The organism is Vibrio sp. Vb339 (assembly GCF_902751245.1).
GTDB lineage: Bacteria > Pseudomonadota > Gammaproteobacteria > Enterobacterales > Vibrionaceae > Vibrio > Vibrio coralliirubri.
Genome location: NZ_CADDIS010000004.1, coordinates 1 through 15,936, shown reverse-complemented (window position 1 = coordinate 15,936; position 15,936 = coordinate 1). Strand labels below are relative to the sequence as shown.

Sequence of the window (15,936 nt, the reverse complement as noted above, 5' to 3'; positions counted from 1 at the left end):
TTTCCCTTAAGTAAAGTCAGCTATGAGTAGTATTCAACAAAATATCGAACAAATCACCTCACAGATTCGTAGTGCTGAGCAAAAGTGCGGACGAGCTCCAGAGTCCGTGCAACTTTTAGCCGTCAGCAAAACTAAACCTATTGATGCGATTCTAGAAGCCGCACTCGGAGGACAAGTTGCCTTTGGTGAAAACTATGTTCAAGAAGGTGTAGATAAAGTAAAACACTTTTCAGAACAACATTCTAACCTAAATTTAGAGTGGCATTTTATTGGTCCAATTCAATCCAATAAAACCCGCCCAATCGCAGAAAGCTTCCAATGGGTGCATTCCGTCGATCGCGATAAGATCGCACAAAGGCTTAATGATCAACGACCAAGCGAACTTCCACCTTTGCAAGTGTTGATTCAGGTAAACACCAGTGGTGAAGAGTCCAAGTCTGGAACCTCAGAAGAGACAGTTTTTGCACTCGCGGAGTTGATTTCATCGCTACCCAACCTCACCTTAAGAGGATTGATGTCGATTCCTGCAAACGTATCTGACTATCAATCTCAGCTTAATGCATTTTCTCAACTGGCAGAGCTTAAAAACAAGTTAGCAGCGAAGTATTCAGACATTGATACCCTTTCGATGGGGATGAGTGGTGATATGGATGCAGCAGTTGAGGCTGGTAGCACAATGGTTCGTATTGGAACGGCTATTTTCGGCGCTCGTGATTACGCGAAATAGCCGTAGTAAGTAACGACAAGTACAAGTATTGATACCGCTTCGCCTTATCCGCGCAGCGACACGCTCAGGATTTTATATATGGAACATAAGAACATCGCCTTTATTGGGGCGGGAAACATGGTTCGCTCAATTGTAGCGGGCTTAGTTGCGAGTGGTTACCCAGCGCAAAAGATTACTGCGACAGCACCTTCAGAAACCAGAAGGCTGCCGTTAGAACAAGAATACGGCATCAATACCACCAGCGATAATATTGCCGCAGCTGAGCAAGCAGACGTTGTTGTATTATCGGTGAAACCACAAATGATGGCCGATGTATGTAAACCCTTACAAAGCATCGACTTCAGCAACAAACTGGTTATCTCAATTGCCGCGGGTATTAATGCGAATCGACTCAATGAGATGTTAAACTGCCAACTGAACCTTGTTCGTGTGATGCCAAACACGCCATCACTGCTTGGTAAAGGGATGAGTGGTCTTTATGCCGATGCAACTGTCATCCAAGGTGATAAAGACTTTGCTTCTCAGCTGATGCAAGCTGTTGGTGAAGTAAGCTGGGTTGAGCAAGAGTCTGGAATCAACAACATCATTGCGGCGGCGGGCAGTGCTCCGGCTTACTTCTTCCTGTTTATGGAAGCGATGCAAGCTGAAGCAATCAACCAAGGTTTTGACCAAGAAACCGCTCGCAAGCTAGTGCAGCAGTCTGCATTAGGCGCGGCAGAGATGGTGGTAGCAAACCAAGATACTGAATTATCAACACTGCGTGAACAAGTGACATCAAAAGGCGGCACGACCGCAGAAGCACTACGCACGTTTAACGAACATCAACTATCAGACATCGTAGCAAAAGCCATGCAAGCAGCGGTTGCTAGAGCTGAAGAGATGGAAAAACTGTTTTAAGCATTTTGCCGCTCAGGTTATATCTAAGCGGCAAGTAAATCCGAAAAAGGAAACAATATGAACTCGATGAGCTTTCTGATCTCGACCGTTTTTGATCTTTACATCATGGTTGTGATCTTGCGTATCTGGCTACAAGCATCACGTGCAGATTTCTACAATCCATTCTCACAATTCATCGTAAAAGCGACACAACCAGTTGTTGCCCCGCTACGCCGAGTTATCCCATCAATCGGCAGCCTTGATCTGGCGACGGTTGTTTTTGCTTACGTGCTGTGTGTACTTAAGTTCGTTGCTCTAAACCTGATTATTTCTGGCGGCGCTGCCGTTTTCGATATTAGCTTCCTTATCTTTGGTGCACTGTCTCTGCTCAAAGCGGCTGGTGGCTTGATCTTCTGGGTTCTACTTATCCGTGCAATCCTAAGCTGGGTAAGCCAAGGTCGTAGTCCAATCGAGTACGTATTCCATCAACTGACTGAACCAATGCTAGTGCCTATCCGCCGTATCCTTCCGGACATGGGTGGTTTCGATCTAAGCGTACTGGTTCTGTTCATTGTTCTGCAATTTGCGAACTTCCTAATGGGCGACATGATTGGTCCTATTTGGTATCAGCTATAATTCAAGTACGAACATCAGGTACTTTGACGATGCCAAAAGCGGCTTGGGCCGAGGAAGACGATATTCTTCTTAGGCTCTATATCCAACCCAAAGCAAGCCGAGACAAAATTGTCGGCTTGCACGGTGAGGAACTGAAAATTGCCATTACTGCACCACCGGTTGATGGCAAAGCTAATGCCCATTTAGCGAAATACCTTGCGAAACAGTTTAAGGTCGCAAAAGGGCAAATTAAGATAGAAAAGGGAGAGCTCGGTAGGCACAAGCAAGTTCGAATATGCTCGCCAAGCCAAATACCAACTGAAGTCAAAGCCATCCTATGATGGCTTTTTGCTATTTATTGGAGTCATTATGCGTTTATGGATAACAGCACTACTCACCGCTCTTGTTGCCTTACCAAGCTCAGCAGGACAATTTAAGAACATTAAGGATGTCGAGGTTCATTACTCGGCTTTTAATTCCACGTTCTTAACTGCGCAAGTCGCTAAGCAGTACAAACTTAAGCGAAATGGATACTCAGCAATCCTCAACATCAGCGTGTTAGACAAGGCTTCTCTAGGCAAGCCTGCGACAACAGCTAAAATTACCGGAACAGCGAAGAACCTCGTTGGAAACACCCGTACTTTGAAGTTTCGAGAAATCAAAGAAGGCGATGCGATTTATTACCTTGCTGAGTTCCCCGTAACTCACGAAGAAAACATCACCTTCGACATCGATGTGAACGCAGGCCTAAAAGGCACTGGTCCACTGCGTTTCACACAGAAATTCTATATAGAAGAGTAAGCTCAAACCTTACTTTTCATTTATTCACTTATTTAGAGCTACATTCCCATGAGTAAGATTGTTTTAGCAACAGGCAACCAAGGTAAAGTTCGCGAGATGGCAGATATTCTGTCTGAGTTTGGTTTTGACGTTGTCGCGCAAAGTGAATTTAACGTTTCAGAAGTCGCTGAAACAGGAACGACTTTCATTGAAAATGCCATCATCAAAGCTCGCCATGCAGCGAAAGAAACAGGGCTGCCAGTCATTGCTGACGACTCAGGTTTAGAAGTTGATTACTTAAATGGTGCTCCGGGCATCTACTCAGCGCGTTACTCAGGTGAAGGGGCAACCGATAAGCAGAACATCGAAAAATTGCTAAACGCGATGCAAGGTGTCGAAACTGAAAAGCGTACTGCACGTTTCCACTGTGTGTTGGTGCTAATGCGTCACGAAAACGATCCAACACCATTGGTGTGTCACGGCAAATGGGAAGGTCGCATCCTTACTGAAGAACATGGCGAGAATGGCTTTGGCTACGATCCTGTATTCTTTGTCCCAGAAGATAACTGCGCATCAGCAGAGCTTGAATCTTCGCGTAAGAAGCAACTATCACACCGTGGTAAAGCGCTTGCGTCACTATTCAAGACTCTCAAGGAGCAAGCTCTGTAATGCACGACGCAGCGCTAATACCACCCGCACTTAGCCTCTATGTACACATCCCATGGTGTGTACAAAAGTGTCCGTATTGTGATTTTAACTCTCACGCTCTGAAAGCCGAGATCCCTGAAAAAGAGTACATCGATGCACTGCTTGAGGATCTCGATACAGATATCGAAAAATATCAGCTCAATGGCGCACCTCGCCCACTGCATTCGATCTTTATTGGTGGCGGTACCCCAAGCCTGTTTTCTCCTGAAGGAATTGGCCGATTGTTGCAAGGCATTGAACAGCGCATCCCGTTCAAACCTGAAATAGAAATCACCATGGAAGCCAACCCGGGGACTATCGAAGCTGAGCGTTTTGCCGGTTACCAAAAGGCAGGTATTACTCGAATCTCGGTGGGTGTGCAAAGTTTTGAGCAAGAGAAACTGGAAAGACTTGGGCGTATTCATGGTCAAGATGAAGCGGTCAACGCAGCTCATTTAGCGCATAAGATTGGATTGAATAGCTTCAATCTAGACTTAATGCACGGCTTACCTGATCAGAGTATTGATCAAGCGTTGGCTGATTTAGACAAAGCGATCGAGCTCGACCCTCCACATTTGTCTTGGTATCAGCTAACAATAGAACCTAACACCATGTTCTATTACAAAACGCCACAGCTGCCTGATGATGATGACCTTTGGGATATCTTCGACCTAGGCCATAAAAAGCTCGCGGACGCAGGGTATGTACAATATGAAATTTCAGGCTATAGCAAGCCGGGATATCAGTGCCAACATAACCTCAACTACTGGCGCTTTGGTGACTATCTAGGTATTGGCTGTGGCTCTCATGGCAAGCTGAGCTTTGCAGATGGACGCATTGTTCGCACCACTAAGGTTAAGCATCCTAGAGGCTACCTAGCGGCATACCAGAACATGGTAAAGCCTTATCTATCCGATGAATTTGAAGTGCCGAATGAAGACCGCCCTTTTGAGTTCTTCATGAACCGCTTTAGGTTAATGGAAGCATGTCCAAAGCAAGACTTCATCGATACGACTGGGCTTGGTTTTGGCTCGATTCAAGAAACGATTGAATGGGCAAAAGAGCTAGGCTACTTGAATGAAACCGACACTCATTGGCAGATCACTGAAAAAGGAAAACTGTTCCTCAACGATTTGCTGGAAGCCTTTATGGCAGAAGAAGACGAATAGTTAGAGATTCGAGAAGCATTGCGTAAGGGTTGGCTTTAGGGTCAACCCTTTTTGTTTTATAGCCCTCTCTCGGAGCGAAGCGTTCTATAGGACAACGTCCGTGCTCGAATCTCGCATCTTTCTCTTAGAAAATAGAACGACCGATACGCTCCGAAAGCAGCTCTAGTGCTTTAGTACCTGCTAAAGAGTTACCAGAAGGATCTAACTCTGGGGACCACACAGCGATTGTCATCTCACCCGGAACGATGGCAATAATACCGCCACCGACGCCCGATTTTCCTGGCATACCAACACGGTAGGCAAACTCACCTGCCCCATCGTACAAACCACACGTCGCAAGCAAAGCATTCAACTGCTTGGTTTGGACTGGCGTGATGATTTCCTTCTTGGTTTGAACCGAGACACCTTTGTTTGCTAAATAACTAAAGGTTTTGGCCAAATCAACACACGTCATTTTAAGCGCACAGGCATGAAAGTAGTTATTCAGGACAGGGATAACATCATTTTCAAAGTTACCAAATGAACGCATCAAGTACGCGATAGCCGCATTACGATCGCTGTGCATCATTTCTGAAGCCGCTACTATCTTGTCATACACGATATGAGTGTCGCCCGACAACTGGCGCACAAACTCTAACAAGCGATGTCTCGGCGCTGACAGGCGACTTTGTAATAGGTCTGCTACGACAATAGCACCCGCGTTGATAAACGGGTTTCGGGGGATCCCCTGCTCCATCTCAAGCTGAATCATCGAGTTAAAGGCTTGGCCAGAAGGTTCTTTGCCTACGCGTTGCCAAATTTCTTCAGGCTTGTATAACACCATAGCTAACGTCAGGCTCAAGGCTTTAGAGATGGATTGCACAGAAAAGGCTTCTTCAGCATCGCCGGCTTGAATCACCTCACCTTCGTTTGTGTATACCGCAATCGCCAGTTTCTGGTTCGATACGCGAGCCAATGCAGGGATATAATCAGCAACCTTTCCCTGTCCAATTAAAGGACGAACTTCGTCTAAGATCTCGGCCAAAATAGCTTGAGTTGGTTTCATGTGTGCTTACTTCTATATTGTTATTTTTGTAGGGGTGTAACATATACCAATCGTAGTAAATAACTGCTCACTCTAGCTTGTTAAAATACTCGATAACTGCGTTAGAATTTTTGATTGTAGAGTAACTACTTATCGAAAAATGCTGCCTTGCTCTCAAGCCTTTTTCCTACGCTCTTTCTGATCACTTACTTACTGTGATTGGTATTACTTTCTATCCTTAAGCCTTTACTGAAATAAAAGCCTAAGGACAAAAAAGCCAACATTACAATAATGTTGGCTTTAATCAATCCCATAAAGTGTAGGGGTTAAACCCTAAGTCGGATTACCCTTCACTTAATTTGATTCGAAGTTACTTAGTACGCTTGAACTTAATGTCCCAAACACCATGACCTAAACGGTGACCACGAGCTTCAAACTTAGTTAGCGGGCGCTCATCCGGACGAGGGATGTAATCACCATCTTCAGCGATGTTTTCGAAGCCTGGAGCTACGTTCATCACTTCAATCATATGTTCTGCGTAGTTTTCCCAGTCTGTTGCCATGTGGAAAATACCAGTATCAAGTTGAAGCTTGCCGCGAACCATCTCTGCAAACTCAGCCTTAACGATACGACGTTTATGGTGACGAGCTTTGTGCCATGGGTCAGGGAAGAACAGTTGCAGAGTATGCAGGCTGCTATCTGGAATCATGTGTTCAAATACTTCTACAGCATCGTGACACATTACACGCAGGTTAGTTACGCCAGCATCGCGAGCTGTACCTAAACACGCACCCACACCCGGGCTATGAACTTCAATACCTAAGAAGTTTTTCTCAGGTGCGTTCTTTGCCATTTCAACCAGTGATGCACCCATACCGAAGCCAATCTCTAGTACAACAGGGTTATCGTTGCCAAATACTTCTTTCCAGTTAAGAAGCTCTGGGTTGTAGTCGATACCCATTGTTGGCCAACATTCATTCATCGCGTTCTCTTGGCCTTTTGTTAAGCGGCCTTCGCGGCGAACAAAACTACGGATCTTACGAACCAGTTTGCCGTCTTCAGTATATTCGTTAGTGGTCACTTCACTCATTGATTTTTGCCTGCACATTGATTAATCAAAGCGGGGATTATCCAAAGAATTGCCTCCGGTGCAAGTCTTTCCGTGGATAAATTCCCACACAATTTGTCTGTTTTACATCCAACGTTAAGTGTGGTGCAATTTCGCTTCTAATAATAGCAAAGCATAGAGCATGTCGTGACTCCTTTCGCAACCGCCATATTAAAGTGGTATGACGCCTACGGGCGTAAAGAATTGCCTTGGCAACAAAACAAAACCGCCTACACCGTTTGGCTATCTGAAATCATGCTTCAGCAGACTCAGGTTGCTACGGTGATTCCATACTACCAGCGCTTCTTGGAACGCTTTCCTACGGTTATCGACCTAGCGAACGCCGAACAAGATGAGGTACTCCACTTATGGACAGGGCTTGGTTATTACGCACGAGCTCGCAATCTACATAAAGCAGCCAAGATCGTTGCTGAACAATATGGTGGTGAATTTCCGCTTTCTATCGAAGAGATGAACGCGCTACCGGGGATTGGTCGCTCGACTGCAGCAGCAGTGCTGTCTTCAGTTCATAAGCTTCCTCATGCGATTCTTGATGGCAATGTAAAACGAACGCTTGCGAGAAGTTTTGCCGTTGAAGGTTGGCCGGGGCAAAAGAAAGTCGAAAACCAGCTTTGGGAACACGCCGAAGCACATACTCCGAAGAAAGATGTCGATAAGTACAACCAAGCAATGATGGACATGGGTGCGATGGTTTGTACCCGTAGCAAGCCTAAGTGCACCTTGTGCCCGATTGAAAGCATGTGTGGGGCCAAGAAGCTCGATAGACAGCTCGACTTCCCAGGCAAAAAGCCTAAAAAAGAAAAGCCAGTAAAAGAAACATGGTTTGTGATTCTGTACCACAACAACCAAGTGTGGCTCGAACAGCGCCCTCAATCTGGTATCTGGGGCGGATTGTTTTGTTTCCCTCAAAATGAAAACGCAGAGATAGAACATCAACTAGATCTTCGCTCGATCAAAGACACTCAAACCAATTCGATCAAGACCATGATTGCGTTTAGACACACTTTCAGTCACTACCACTTAGATATCACGCCAGTATTAGTGAAATTAGATAAACAACCAGATTTGATAATGGAAGGGACTAAAGGTCTCTGGTATAACTTATCAAAACCGGAAGAAATTGGCCTAGCCGCTCCTGTAAAGCAGCTTATTGAGAGCCTACCCTTTGAACTGAACGACGAAGTTTGAATCAACGAACGCGATAAGAGGAACCACTATGAGCCGCACTGTATTTTGTGCTCGCCTTCAAAAAGATGCTGAAGGCCTAGATTTTCAACTTTACCCAGGTGACTTAGGTAAGCGTATCTTTGACAACGTGTCTAAAGAAGCTTGGGGACAATGGCAAAGTAAGCAAACTATGCTTATCAATGAAAAGAAGTTAAACATGATGGATCCTGAGCATCGTAAACTTCTTGAAACTGAGATGGTTAACTTCCTTTTCGAAGGTAAAGATGTCGTAATTGATGGCTATACTCCACCAAGCGAATAAGACATTTATTTAAGCAATTTTTAATGACATCATAGTTAACGCTGCGATGTCATTTTTGTATGAGGAACTATGAAAAAGCTAAGTTACTTCCTAACAGCCATGTTATTAACTGGTTGCAGCCGTGAATTTGTCGAAAGCATTTATGATGTTAATTACGAACCGACCAACCGATTTGTAAGCAACTTAGCGGAGCTACCTGGTCAGTTTGAAAAAGACACCGGAGCATTAGATGCTTTGATTAATAGCTTTTCTGGCAATATCCAAAAACGCTGGGGCAGTAGTGAAGTAAAAATGGCAGGTAAGAGTAACTATGTGAAATACATAGATAATTACCTGAGCCGTTCCGAAGTAAACTTTAGCGAAGGCCTCATAACGGTAGAAACCGTTTCCTCGACTGAACCTAAAAAACACCTCAAAAATGCGATCATGACGACGCTTTTGACGCCAGATGATCCGGCGCATGTCGACCTATTTTCTTCCAAAAGCATCAAGTTAGAAGGCAAGCCTTTCCTCTACAATCAAGTTGTAGACCAAGAGAAAAAGCCGATTCAATGGACTTGGCGTGCTAACCAGTTCGCGGATTACCTGATCGCCAATAACCTAAAAACCAAAGAAGTCGACTTTAAAAAAGCGTATTACGTTGAAATCCCAATGGTGGCCGATCACGCCAGTCAGCGTAGTTATCAATACGCCGATATCGTTCGACGAGCATCTCAGCGTTACGACATCCCTGAAGACTTGATCTACGCGATTATCAAAACAGAGAGTAGTTTCAACCCCTACGCGGTGAGTTGGGCGAATGCATACGGTCTGATGCAGGTGGTGCCAAAAACTGCTGGTCGAGATGTGTTTAAGTTAGTAAAGAACAAGCCTGGAGAGCCAAGTCCTGAGTATTTATTCAATCCAGAAAACAACATTGATGCTGGCACTGCATACTTTTACATACTCAAAAATCGTTATTTGAAAGATGTAAAACACCCGACAACGCTCGAGTACAGCATGATTTCAGCATACAACGGTGGCACGGGTGGCGTACTCAACACCTTCAGCAAGGACAGAAAACGAGCAATGCGAGACCTAAACTCGCTGCAACCTAGCCAAGCGTACTGGGCACTTACTAAAAAGCACCCAAACAAAGAGTCGCGCCGATACTTAGAAAAAGTAACAAAATTCAAGAAAGATTTTAACCAAGGTAAAACGTAAGCCTCACTTTTGAATAAAAAAACAACTAACGAACGTTTTTTTTAATTATTTTCAAAAAAGGTGTTGACGGTTATGAAGAAAATCCGTTTAATAGCGCTCCGTTGCCCGGATAGCTCAGTCGGTAGAGCAGAGGATTGAAAATCCTCGTGTCGGTGGTTCGATTCCGCCTCCGGGCACCACAATTTGATTTGTTGGTGTCAACACTCTTTAACAGGGAGTAGCAACACGAACAAAAGCATAAAGAATTTAGTGTGCCGACTTAGCTCAGTAGGTAGAGCAACTGACTTGTAATCAGTAGGTCACCAGTTCGACTCCGGTAGTCGGCACCATTCTTTTGCCTCGATAGCTCAGTCGGTAGAGCAGCGGATTGAAAATCCGCGTGTCGGTGGTTCGATTCCGCCTCGAGGCACCATTATTTGGTACTTAACAAATAATGGTCTTTATAGACCTGATGTTGAGACAAGTAATTCCCCTTTAGTTCAGTTGGTAGAACGGCGGACTGTTAATCCGTATGTCGCAAGTTCAAGTCTTGCAAGGGGAGCCATTTTTAAAGGACTTCATTTTATATGAGGTTTTAATTGAAGAGTTTAACTCTTTAAGCAAAGAATTTAGTGTGCCGACTTAGCTCAGTAGGTAGAGCAACTGACTTGTAATCAGTAGGTCACCAGTTCGACTCCGGTAGTCGGCACCATTCTTTTGCCTCGATAGCTCAGTCGGTAGAGCAGCGGATTGAAAATCCGCGTGTCGGTGGTTCGATTCCGCCTCGAGGCACCATTATTTGGTGCTTAACAAATAATGGTCTTTATAGACCTGATGTTGACACAAATAATTCCCCTTTAGTTCAGTTGGTAGAACGGCGGACTGTTAATCCGTATGTCGCAAGTTCAAGTCTTGCAAGGGGAGCCACATTCAAGAAAGCCAAGTCGAAAGACTTGGCTTTTTTTCGTTTGAACAAAGCAAATTCTATTCAATAGACACACCACCTCAACACTAACCCTTCATCAGTCTCGATAAATGAGTTATCTCCTTTAGTACTCTTATTACAGCAACAGATTCTAAGTTCTATAAAGTTCACCACTCCAAAAGACTGCCCCCTCCCAAAGTTCATGACCCACTAATCTTCACATTAAAATAAACAGAATTAAGTTCTATTACTTTTTTTTCTTCGAAAATTTAATCTCTATCATGTTTTGATGTCTTTCTAATATCTGTCATACACCACTTAGATTAAGATTCGATAAATTATACCTAATACTAATTATTGAATCGCTGCGCGGGGAAATATGAAACTAAAAACGCAAGCTTACTTATTATCGGGCATCATCTTGATCGCCCTGCTAGCACTAACGGCTACTGGTTTATGGACATTGAGAGTCGCTAGCAACATGGACAACAAGGCTCGCGTGACAGAGCTATTTAAGAGTGCATACAGCATCCTTACTGAAGTGGAGAAGATGGCGATTGATGGCACACTAGAAGAAGAGCAAGCTAAGCAACTGGCTACTCGCCTTCTACGCAACAACATCTATAAAGATAATGAATATGTTTACGTAGCCGATGAGAACATGACGTTTGTCGCGACACCATTAGATCCTCAACTACACGGAACCAGCTTTAACGACTTTAAAGATGGCGACGGTAATAGTGTTGGCCAGCTGATCCAAAGAGTACTTGGTAATCGTACTGGCCAGATCATTGAGTACACCTGGACACAAAAACTGCCAGATGGAACGATTGAAGAAAAACTGTCTATTGCAGAGAAAACGCCACATTGGGGCTGGGTTGTCGGCACCGGTATCGGGTTCAATGAAGTTAACGCTCGTTTTTGGTCTACCGCTCAATGGCAGCTATTCCTTTGTGTGGTGATTGCTGGTCTTATTCTATCGAGCCTAATTGTATCCATTAAACGCATGCTAGCGCTTCTTGGCGGCGAACCTAAAGACGTACGAGAAGCAGTACAAGCCGTAGCACAAGGTCGAATTCAAACCTCTTTCGAAACTCAGGCAACTGACGGCAGTATCTATCACGCAGTGCAACAAATGAGTAAGTCATTGGCTGAGCTAGTATCAAACCTTGACGCTTCAATGCTGGCATTAAGAGGCGAGCTGCAGCGCGTAGAAGATCGCGCTGGGTCAATTGCTCAACTGACAGAGACCCAACAGCAATCAACAGAGATGATCGCGACAGCAATGACCGAGATGGCCTCTTCAGCCAATAACGTAGCTGATTCAGCTAGCGATACCGCGCGCAACACAGATGAGGCCGACAAACAGAGCCAGCATACCCAACAACTCATTCACAACACAGTAGATAACATTCAAGGCCTAGCAGGCCAACTAGGCACAGCCAGCGAAGCTGTCGCTAACCTAGATAACGATGTAAACAACATTGCAAAAGTATTGGATGTGATTGGTGATATAGCGGAGCAAACTAACCTGTTGGCACTAAATGCAGCCATTGAAGCAGCTCGAGCTGGCGAACAAGGTCGTGGATTTGCTGTTGTAGCAGATGAGGTTCGTAACCTTGCAGGCCGAACACAATCGAGCACCAAAGAGATCCAATTAATGATTAATAACCTTCAAGAAGGATCTCGCAACGCAATTCAAACCATGGAAGTTTGTGCCGCGACTAGTGAAAGCACCGTAACAGAGTCTCAAAACGCCTCTGAAGCACTACAACAGATTGTTGTCGCATTAGAGTCCATTTCATCAATGAGTCATCAAATCGCAACAGCGGCCGCTGAACAGACTCAGGTGAGCGATGATATATCGAAGCGTATCAATATGATCGAAGAGAGCGGTAACCAACTGAGCAATGTCGTAACAGAAAGTCATAACAGCACCCAAACTCTTGCCTCTCTTTCGAACGAATTAGAAGCTTGGGTTAATAGGTTTGAAGTAAAACACTAAACTCTCTAGAAAATTTTTAAATAAAAAAGCACGTTTTCATACGTGCTTTTTTTATTTCGGCGCCCATTCAGTGTAGTTAACCGTAGTTTTACTATCTTTTAGGGCATGCTAGACCTAGGTTTTTCACCCCAAACGAGCAAAAACAACCCACTAAGTATAGAAAAACATCAAACGATACTTTTTTTGCAATTTAATGTTGACCCAGAACGCGAAAACACGTTTAATACACCTCGTCGCCCGGATAGCTCAGTCGGTAGAGCAGAGGATTGAAAATCCTCGTGTCGGTGGTTCGATTCCGCCTCCGGGCACCACAATTTATTTGTTGGTGTCTTAGACAACAACAGTAAAGCACAAAGAAATATTATGTGCCGACTTAGCTCAGTAGGTAGAGCAACTGACTTGTAATCAGTAGGTCACCAGTTCGACTCCGGTAGTCGGCACCATTTCTTTAAAGCTTTAAGAATAATTCCCCTTTAGTTCAGTTGGTAGAACGGCGGACTGTTAATCCGTATGTCGCAAGTTCAAGTCTTGCAAGGGGAGCCAAGTTAATCATCAAGCATAAGCTTTTTGATTCATGATGCCGACTTAGCTCAGTAGGTAGAGCAACTGACTTGTAATCAGTAGGTCACCAGTTCGATTCCGGTAGTCGGCACCATTCTCTTGATTAGAGACTAAACAATCAATTCCCCTTTAGTTCAGTTGGTAGAACGGCGGACTGTTAATCCGTATGTCGCAAGTTCAAGTCTTGCAAGGGGAGCCAATTAAAAGAAGCCGCATCATTGATGCGGCTTTTTTGCATCTAAAGATCCTAACTTATTAATACAACTACCCTCACCTTTCAAATACCATATTCAATTCAGAAACCAACCGTTTTTATATCCTTCCAAAGCTACAAATCTTTGCTACTTAATGCTCTTCAAAATCTCCCAACAACAAACGACACATTCACGTAAAAGTAAGTCACAGTACGTTGCTACTCATTTTATTGATGAGGAGATCGGTTGAAAAAATCAATGCTAAGTTTGGAGGTGAGAAAGCTAAATAACGAATCAAATAAGCGCTAGAAAAGCTCTGTAAGACACTTCAATCCAAATTGACAACAGGTCACTCTTTGTCAAAACTATCCACTACAATAGCGCCCATAGAGGCTGGCATTGAAATAACAATCACTCTTTTGATCGATACGACGGGATCACTCAATAGAGGTAATTTGTCCAGGCAAGTCAGTACCAAAGCAACGACCAATGCCGTCATAACATAAGCAATCACTATTCTGAAAATAAACACCGGCAACCGAGCAACAACATCTTTTTGAAAGACACTCTCATACGTATAAAAGCCTAAGAACACCGCAGACAGCAAAAATAGCAGCAATAGATTAGCGGTAGGTAAAGTCTCCCCTAACTTCCAAGCCTCTTCAGAAAAAGAAATCGGCACGGCCAAAGCAAAAGATCCCACAAAGATCTGGCTCGCATCTTCAAAGTTAAAACTCAATTTCATAGTTAGATCCATTAGGTTTAAGGCTTTATCTAATTCTGAAAATAATCACCAAACTATACGCCGATGATTTCGGGGATTTTCTACTCTTACTAAGCAAAGAGTAGTGATCTTCTAGCTTCATCTTAGTCGCAATAACTAAAACATAGCTTGAACTAACCAGCAAGAAATCAATATGCTCAGAGCAAAGCGGTCAAACAACTAACATCAGAATCAAAGAGGGGCTGGTAACCCCTAATATAACAGCACCTAGAACCAAAGAATCTAAATCCGCAGGGTGATAAACGTCACTTCACGAATACGAGGGATGCTCTATTTCTTAGCTTATATACCCCTCTGGCACCACTTGGGAACACACTTAGCGACGCTCACCTTTAAGCTGAATATAGCCTACTTTCACCCTTTGAAATACTTAGAACGAGGCGCTCAATACCATCGAGAGTGGTTTAAGCTAAATGCATAACAATAGCTATTAAGTCGACTCATTAGGGGCTCTAGCGTTCTTAAGAGAAGCCTCCATGATAGAGCCCTAATTACACATCAGAACTATCCTCTAGATTCACAGACCGGACAGAAGTCAGGTTTCCTAGGCGAAGGGCTGTTAGCTGATACTTGAAGAACACTCGCTAAATAGAGAAGCAACCTACAAGTACAGAGCAACAAGATGGGTTGTAGGGCCTGTATTAGTTTCAGGTGTTGAGAAGGGGATATGTTGAGTCAGTTCTGTCTCATAAATCTAACTTACAGCGCGTATGGCTCGAGTATCTGAATGCTAAATTAAAGCTATATACGCTTGAAATCATGCTCGAGTCACCTCACAGCTGGAATCAGAAATGATGTAGCCCTAATCATGAGTTGGTTTGGGGAACACCTAGGCTAAGAGCTGTGGGCTACGGGAAAATCTTTTGTGTAAGTTATTCGACTGACGTGCGAAACACTATGATTTAGATGTAACAAAGCCCCACTACTTCTAGCGAGGCTTCTTATAGTAGCTGAGCAACTGGGATCTCAGGCGACCGGGACTCGTTGATCGGAGACCAAATTATCGATACCCAGAAATGACGAAAGCCTAGTCATAAGACTAGGCTTTCTAATAAGTGGCGGAGTGGACGGGACTCGAACCCGCGACCCCCGGCGTGACAGGCCGGTATTCTAACCAACTGAACTACCACTCCGCAGTGTCTATTCAGCTTAAAGCAATTTGAGCCTGACGATGTCCTACTCTCACATGGGGAAGCCCCACACTACCATCGGCGCTATTGTGTTTCACTTCTGAGTTCGGCATGGAATCAGGTGGGTCCACAATGCTATGGTCGTCAAACAAATTCTGTTGTTAACTTGATGAATCAAATCAACTAAATAGTGGTGCTGATACCCAGACTCGAACTGGGGACCTCACCCTTACCAAGGGTGCGCTCTACCGGGCTGAGCTATATCAGCAATTCAGAACCGTTTATAAACGACTCTAAAAATTTAAAGCCTGGCGATGTCCTACTCTCACATGGGGAAGCCCCACACTACCATCGGCGCTATTGTGTTTCACTTCTGAGTTCGGCATGGAATCAGGTGGGTCCACAATGCTATGGTCGCCAAGCAAATTTTGCTTTTACTTTCAGTTTTTTAAAAACTGAAGGCAAAATAATCTGGAAAACTGTATTTAAAAGTCTCTTCAAACTCATTCAAGGTCTGTCTTTGAGTCCACAAAACCCCTTGGGTGTTGTATGGTTAAGCCTCACGGGCAATTAGTACAGGTTAGCTCAATGCCTCGCAGCACTTACACACCCTGCCTATCAACGTCGTAGTCTACGACAACCCTTTAGGACGCTTATAG

14 protein-coding genes, 14 tRNA genes and 3 rRNA genes are annotated in these 15,936 nt (G+C 44.2%); 23 read left to right on the top strand and 8 right to left on the bottom strand.

The features are described 5' to 3' along the window. Positions 1-22 precede the first annotated feature (22 nt). The 7 genes from HRQ85_RS18020 to hemW all read left to right on the top strand — a co-directional run bounded on the left by HRQ85_RS18020 (position 23) and on the right by hemW (position 4,854). Entirely contained in the window at positions 23-727 is a 705-nt protein-coding gene (locus HRQ85_RS18020; protein ID WP_059021997.1) for a YggS family pyridoxal phosphate-dependent enzyme, read from the top strand. Between the two features lie 78 nt (positions 728-805). Beyond that, on the top strand, positions 806-1,624 hold the full coding sequence (gene proC, locus HRQ85_RS18015) for a pyrroline-5-carboxylate reductase (protein ID WP_172380297.1): 819 nt from the start codon (positions 806-808) through the stop codon (positions 1,622-1,624). A gap of 57 nt (positions 1,625-1,681) precedes the next feature. Next, positions 1,682-2,239 (top strand): YggT family protein, encoded by a 558-nt coding sequence (locus tag HRQ85_RS18010; protein WP_017067798.1) that lies wholly within the window; start codon positions 1,682-1,684, stop codon positions 2,237-2,239. A gap of 29 nt (positions 2,240-2,268) precedes the next feature. Beyond that, complete coding sequence (gene yggU, locus HRQ85_RS18005; protein WP_050621014.1) at positions 2,269-2,559, top strand: DUF167 family protein YggU; 291 nt, start codon at positions 2,269-2,271, stop codon at positions 2,557-2,559. Between the two features lie 28 nt (positions 2,560-2,587). After that, positions 2,588-3,019 carry a DUF4426 domain-containing protein gene (locus HRQ85_RS18000; protein ID WP_048605845.1) on the top strand — a complete coding sequence of 144 codons (432 nt, stop codon included), beginning with the start codon at positions 2,588-2,590 and terminating at the stop codon, positions 3,017-3,019. Positions 3,020-3,067: 48 nt separating this feature from the next. Next, positions 3,068-3,667, top strand: coding sequence for an XTP/dITP diphosphatase (locus tag HRQ85_RS17995; protein WP_172380296.1), 600 nt, complete (start codon positions 3,068-3,070; stop codon positions 3,665-3,667). After that, on the top strand, positions 3,667-4,854 hold the full coding sequence (gene hemW / locus HRQ85_RS17990; protein WP_172380295.1) for a radical SAM family heme chaperone HemW: 1,188 nt from the start codon (positions 3,667-3,669) through the stop codon (positions 4,852-4,854). The genes HRQ85_RS17995 and hemW overlap by 1 nt, the downstream gene beginning before the upstream one ends. 124 nt (positions 4,855-4,978) lie before the next feature. Here hemW and glsB read toward each other — a convergent pair whose 3' ends face one another. Both glsB and trmB read right to left on the bottom strand, forming a co-directional pair. Continuing rightward, entirely contained in the window at positions 4,979-5,899 is a 921-nt protein-coding gene (gene glsB / locus HRQ85_RS17985; protein ID WP_172380294.1) for a glutaminase B, read from the bottom strand. Between the two features lie 349 nt (positions 5,900-6,248). Then, the gene (gene trmB, locus HRQ85_RS17980; RefSeq protein ID WP_004735468.1) at positions 6,249-6,968 is read right to left on the bottom strand and encodes a tRNA (guanosine(46)-N7)-methyltransferase TrmB; all 720 of its coding nucleotides are present in this window, start codon (positions 6,966-6,968) and stop codon (positions 6,249-6,251) included. A 165-nt stretch (positions 6,969-7,133) separates the two neighbouring features. On the opposite strand from trmB, the gene mutY reads away from it, so the two are divergent. The 16 genes from mutY (at position 7,134) to HRQ85_RS17900 (ending at position 13,368) form a co-directional block, all read left to right on the top strand. Next, positions 7,134-8,195: an A/G-specific adenine glycosylase gene (gene mutY, locus HRQ85_RS17975; RefSeq protein ID WP_172380293.1), complete on the top strand. Its 1,062-nt coding sequence runs from the start codon at positions 7,134-7,136 to the stop codon at positions 8,193-8,195. 28 nt (positions 8,196-8,223) lie between these two features. Further along, positions 8,224-8,496 carry an oxidative damage protection protein gene (locus HRQ85_RS17970; RefSeq protein ID WP_010435637.1) on the top strand — a complete coding sequence of 91 codons (273 nt, stop codon included), beginning with the start codon at positions 8,224-8,226 and terminating at the stop codon, positions 8,494-8,496. A gap of 69 nt (positions 8,497-8,565) precedes the next feature. Next, positions 8,566-9,699: a membrane-bound lytic murein transglycosylase MltC gene (gene mltC / locus HRQ85_RS17965; protein WP_048605852.1), complete on the top strand. Its 1,134-nt coding sequence runs from the start codon at positions 8,566-8,568 to the stop codon at positions 9,697-9,699. A gap of 103 nt (positions 9,700-9,802) precedes the next feature. Continuing rightward, a tRNA-Phe gene (locus tag HRQ85_RS17960) sits at positions 9,803-9,878 on the top strand. Positions 9,879-9,952: 74 nt separating this feature from the next. Further along, a tRNA-Thr gene (locus HRQ85_RS17955) sits at positions 9,953-10,028 on the top strand. A 7-nt stretch (positions 10,029-10,035) separates the two neighbouring features. After that, positions 10,036-10,111 (top strand) — tRNA-Phe (locus tag HRQ85_RS17950). 56 nt (positions 10,112-10,167) lie between these two features. Then, positions 10,168-10,243, top strand: a tRNA-Asn gene (locus tag HRQ85_RS17945). A 71-nt stretch (positions 10,244-10,314) separates the two neighbouring features. Further along, a tRNA-Thr gene (locus HRQ85_RS17940) sits at positions 10,315-10,390 on the top strand. A gap of 7 nt (positions 10,391-10,397) precedes the next feature. Further along, positions 10,398-10,473 (top strand) — tRNA-Phe (locus HRQ85_RS17935). 56 nt (positions 10,474-10,529) lie between these two features. Beyond that, positions 10,530-10,605 (top strand) — tRNA-Asn (locus HRQ85_RS17930). 377 nt (positions 10,606-10,982) lie between these two features. Next, entirely contained in the window at positions 10,983-12,608 is a 1,626-nt protein-coding gene (locus HRQ85_RS17925) for a methyl-accepting chemotaxis protein (RefSeq protein ID WP_172380292.1), read from the top strand. A gap of 235 nt (positions 12,609-12,843) precedes the next feature. Continuing rightward, positions 12,844-12,919: transfer RNA gene (locus HRQ85_RS17920), tRNA-Phe, on the top strand. 56 nt (positions 12,920-12,975) lie between these two features. Beyond that, positions 12,976-13,051 (top strand) — tRNA-Thr (locus HRQ85_RS17915). A gap of 24 nt (positions 13,052-13,075) precedes the next feature. After that, positions 13,076-13,151 (top strand) — tRNA-Asn (locus HRQ85_RS17910). Between the two features lie 36 nt (positions 13,152-13,187). Beyond that, a tRNA-Thr gene (locus HRQ85_RS17905) sits at positions 13,188-13,263 on the top strand. A gap of 29 nt (positions 13,264-13,292) precedes the next feature. Beyond that, a tRNA-Asn gene (locus HRQ85_RS17900) sits at positions 13,293-13,368 on the top strand. Positions 13,369-13,712: 344 nt separating this feature from the next. On the opposite strand, the gene HRQ85_RS17895 is transcribed toward HRQ85_RS17900, so the two are convergent. From HRQ85_RS17895 to HRQ85_RS17870, 6 genes are all read right to left on the bottom strand, one after another. Then, positions 13,713-14,108, bottom strand: coding sequence for a DUF2391 family protein (locus HRQ85_RS17895; protein WP_017060180.1), 396 nt, complete (start codon positions 14,106-14,108; stop codon positions 13,713-13,715). A gap of 1,095 nt (positions 14,109-15,203) precedes the next feature. Next, positions 15,204-15,280, bottom strand: a tRNA-Asp gene (locus tag HRQ85_RS17890). A gap of 30 nt (positions 15,281-15,310) precedes the next feature. Further along, positions 15,311-15,426 (bottom strand): 5S ribosomal RNA (gene rrf / locus HRQ85_RS17885). 42 nt (positions 15,427-15,468) lie between these two features. Continuing rightward, positions 15,469-15,545: transfer RNA gene (locus HRQ85_RS17880), tRNA-Thr, on the bottom strand. Between the two features lie 38 nt (positions 15,546-15,583). Further along, positions 15,584-15,699, bottom strand: a 5S ribosomal RNA gene (gene rrf, locus HRQ85_RS17875). Positions 15,700-15,826: 127 nt separating this feature from the next. Next, a 23S ribosomal RNA gene (locus HRQ85_RS17870) occupies positions 15,827-15,936 on the bottom strand; the annotation flags it as partial.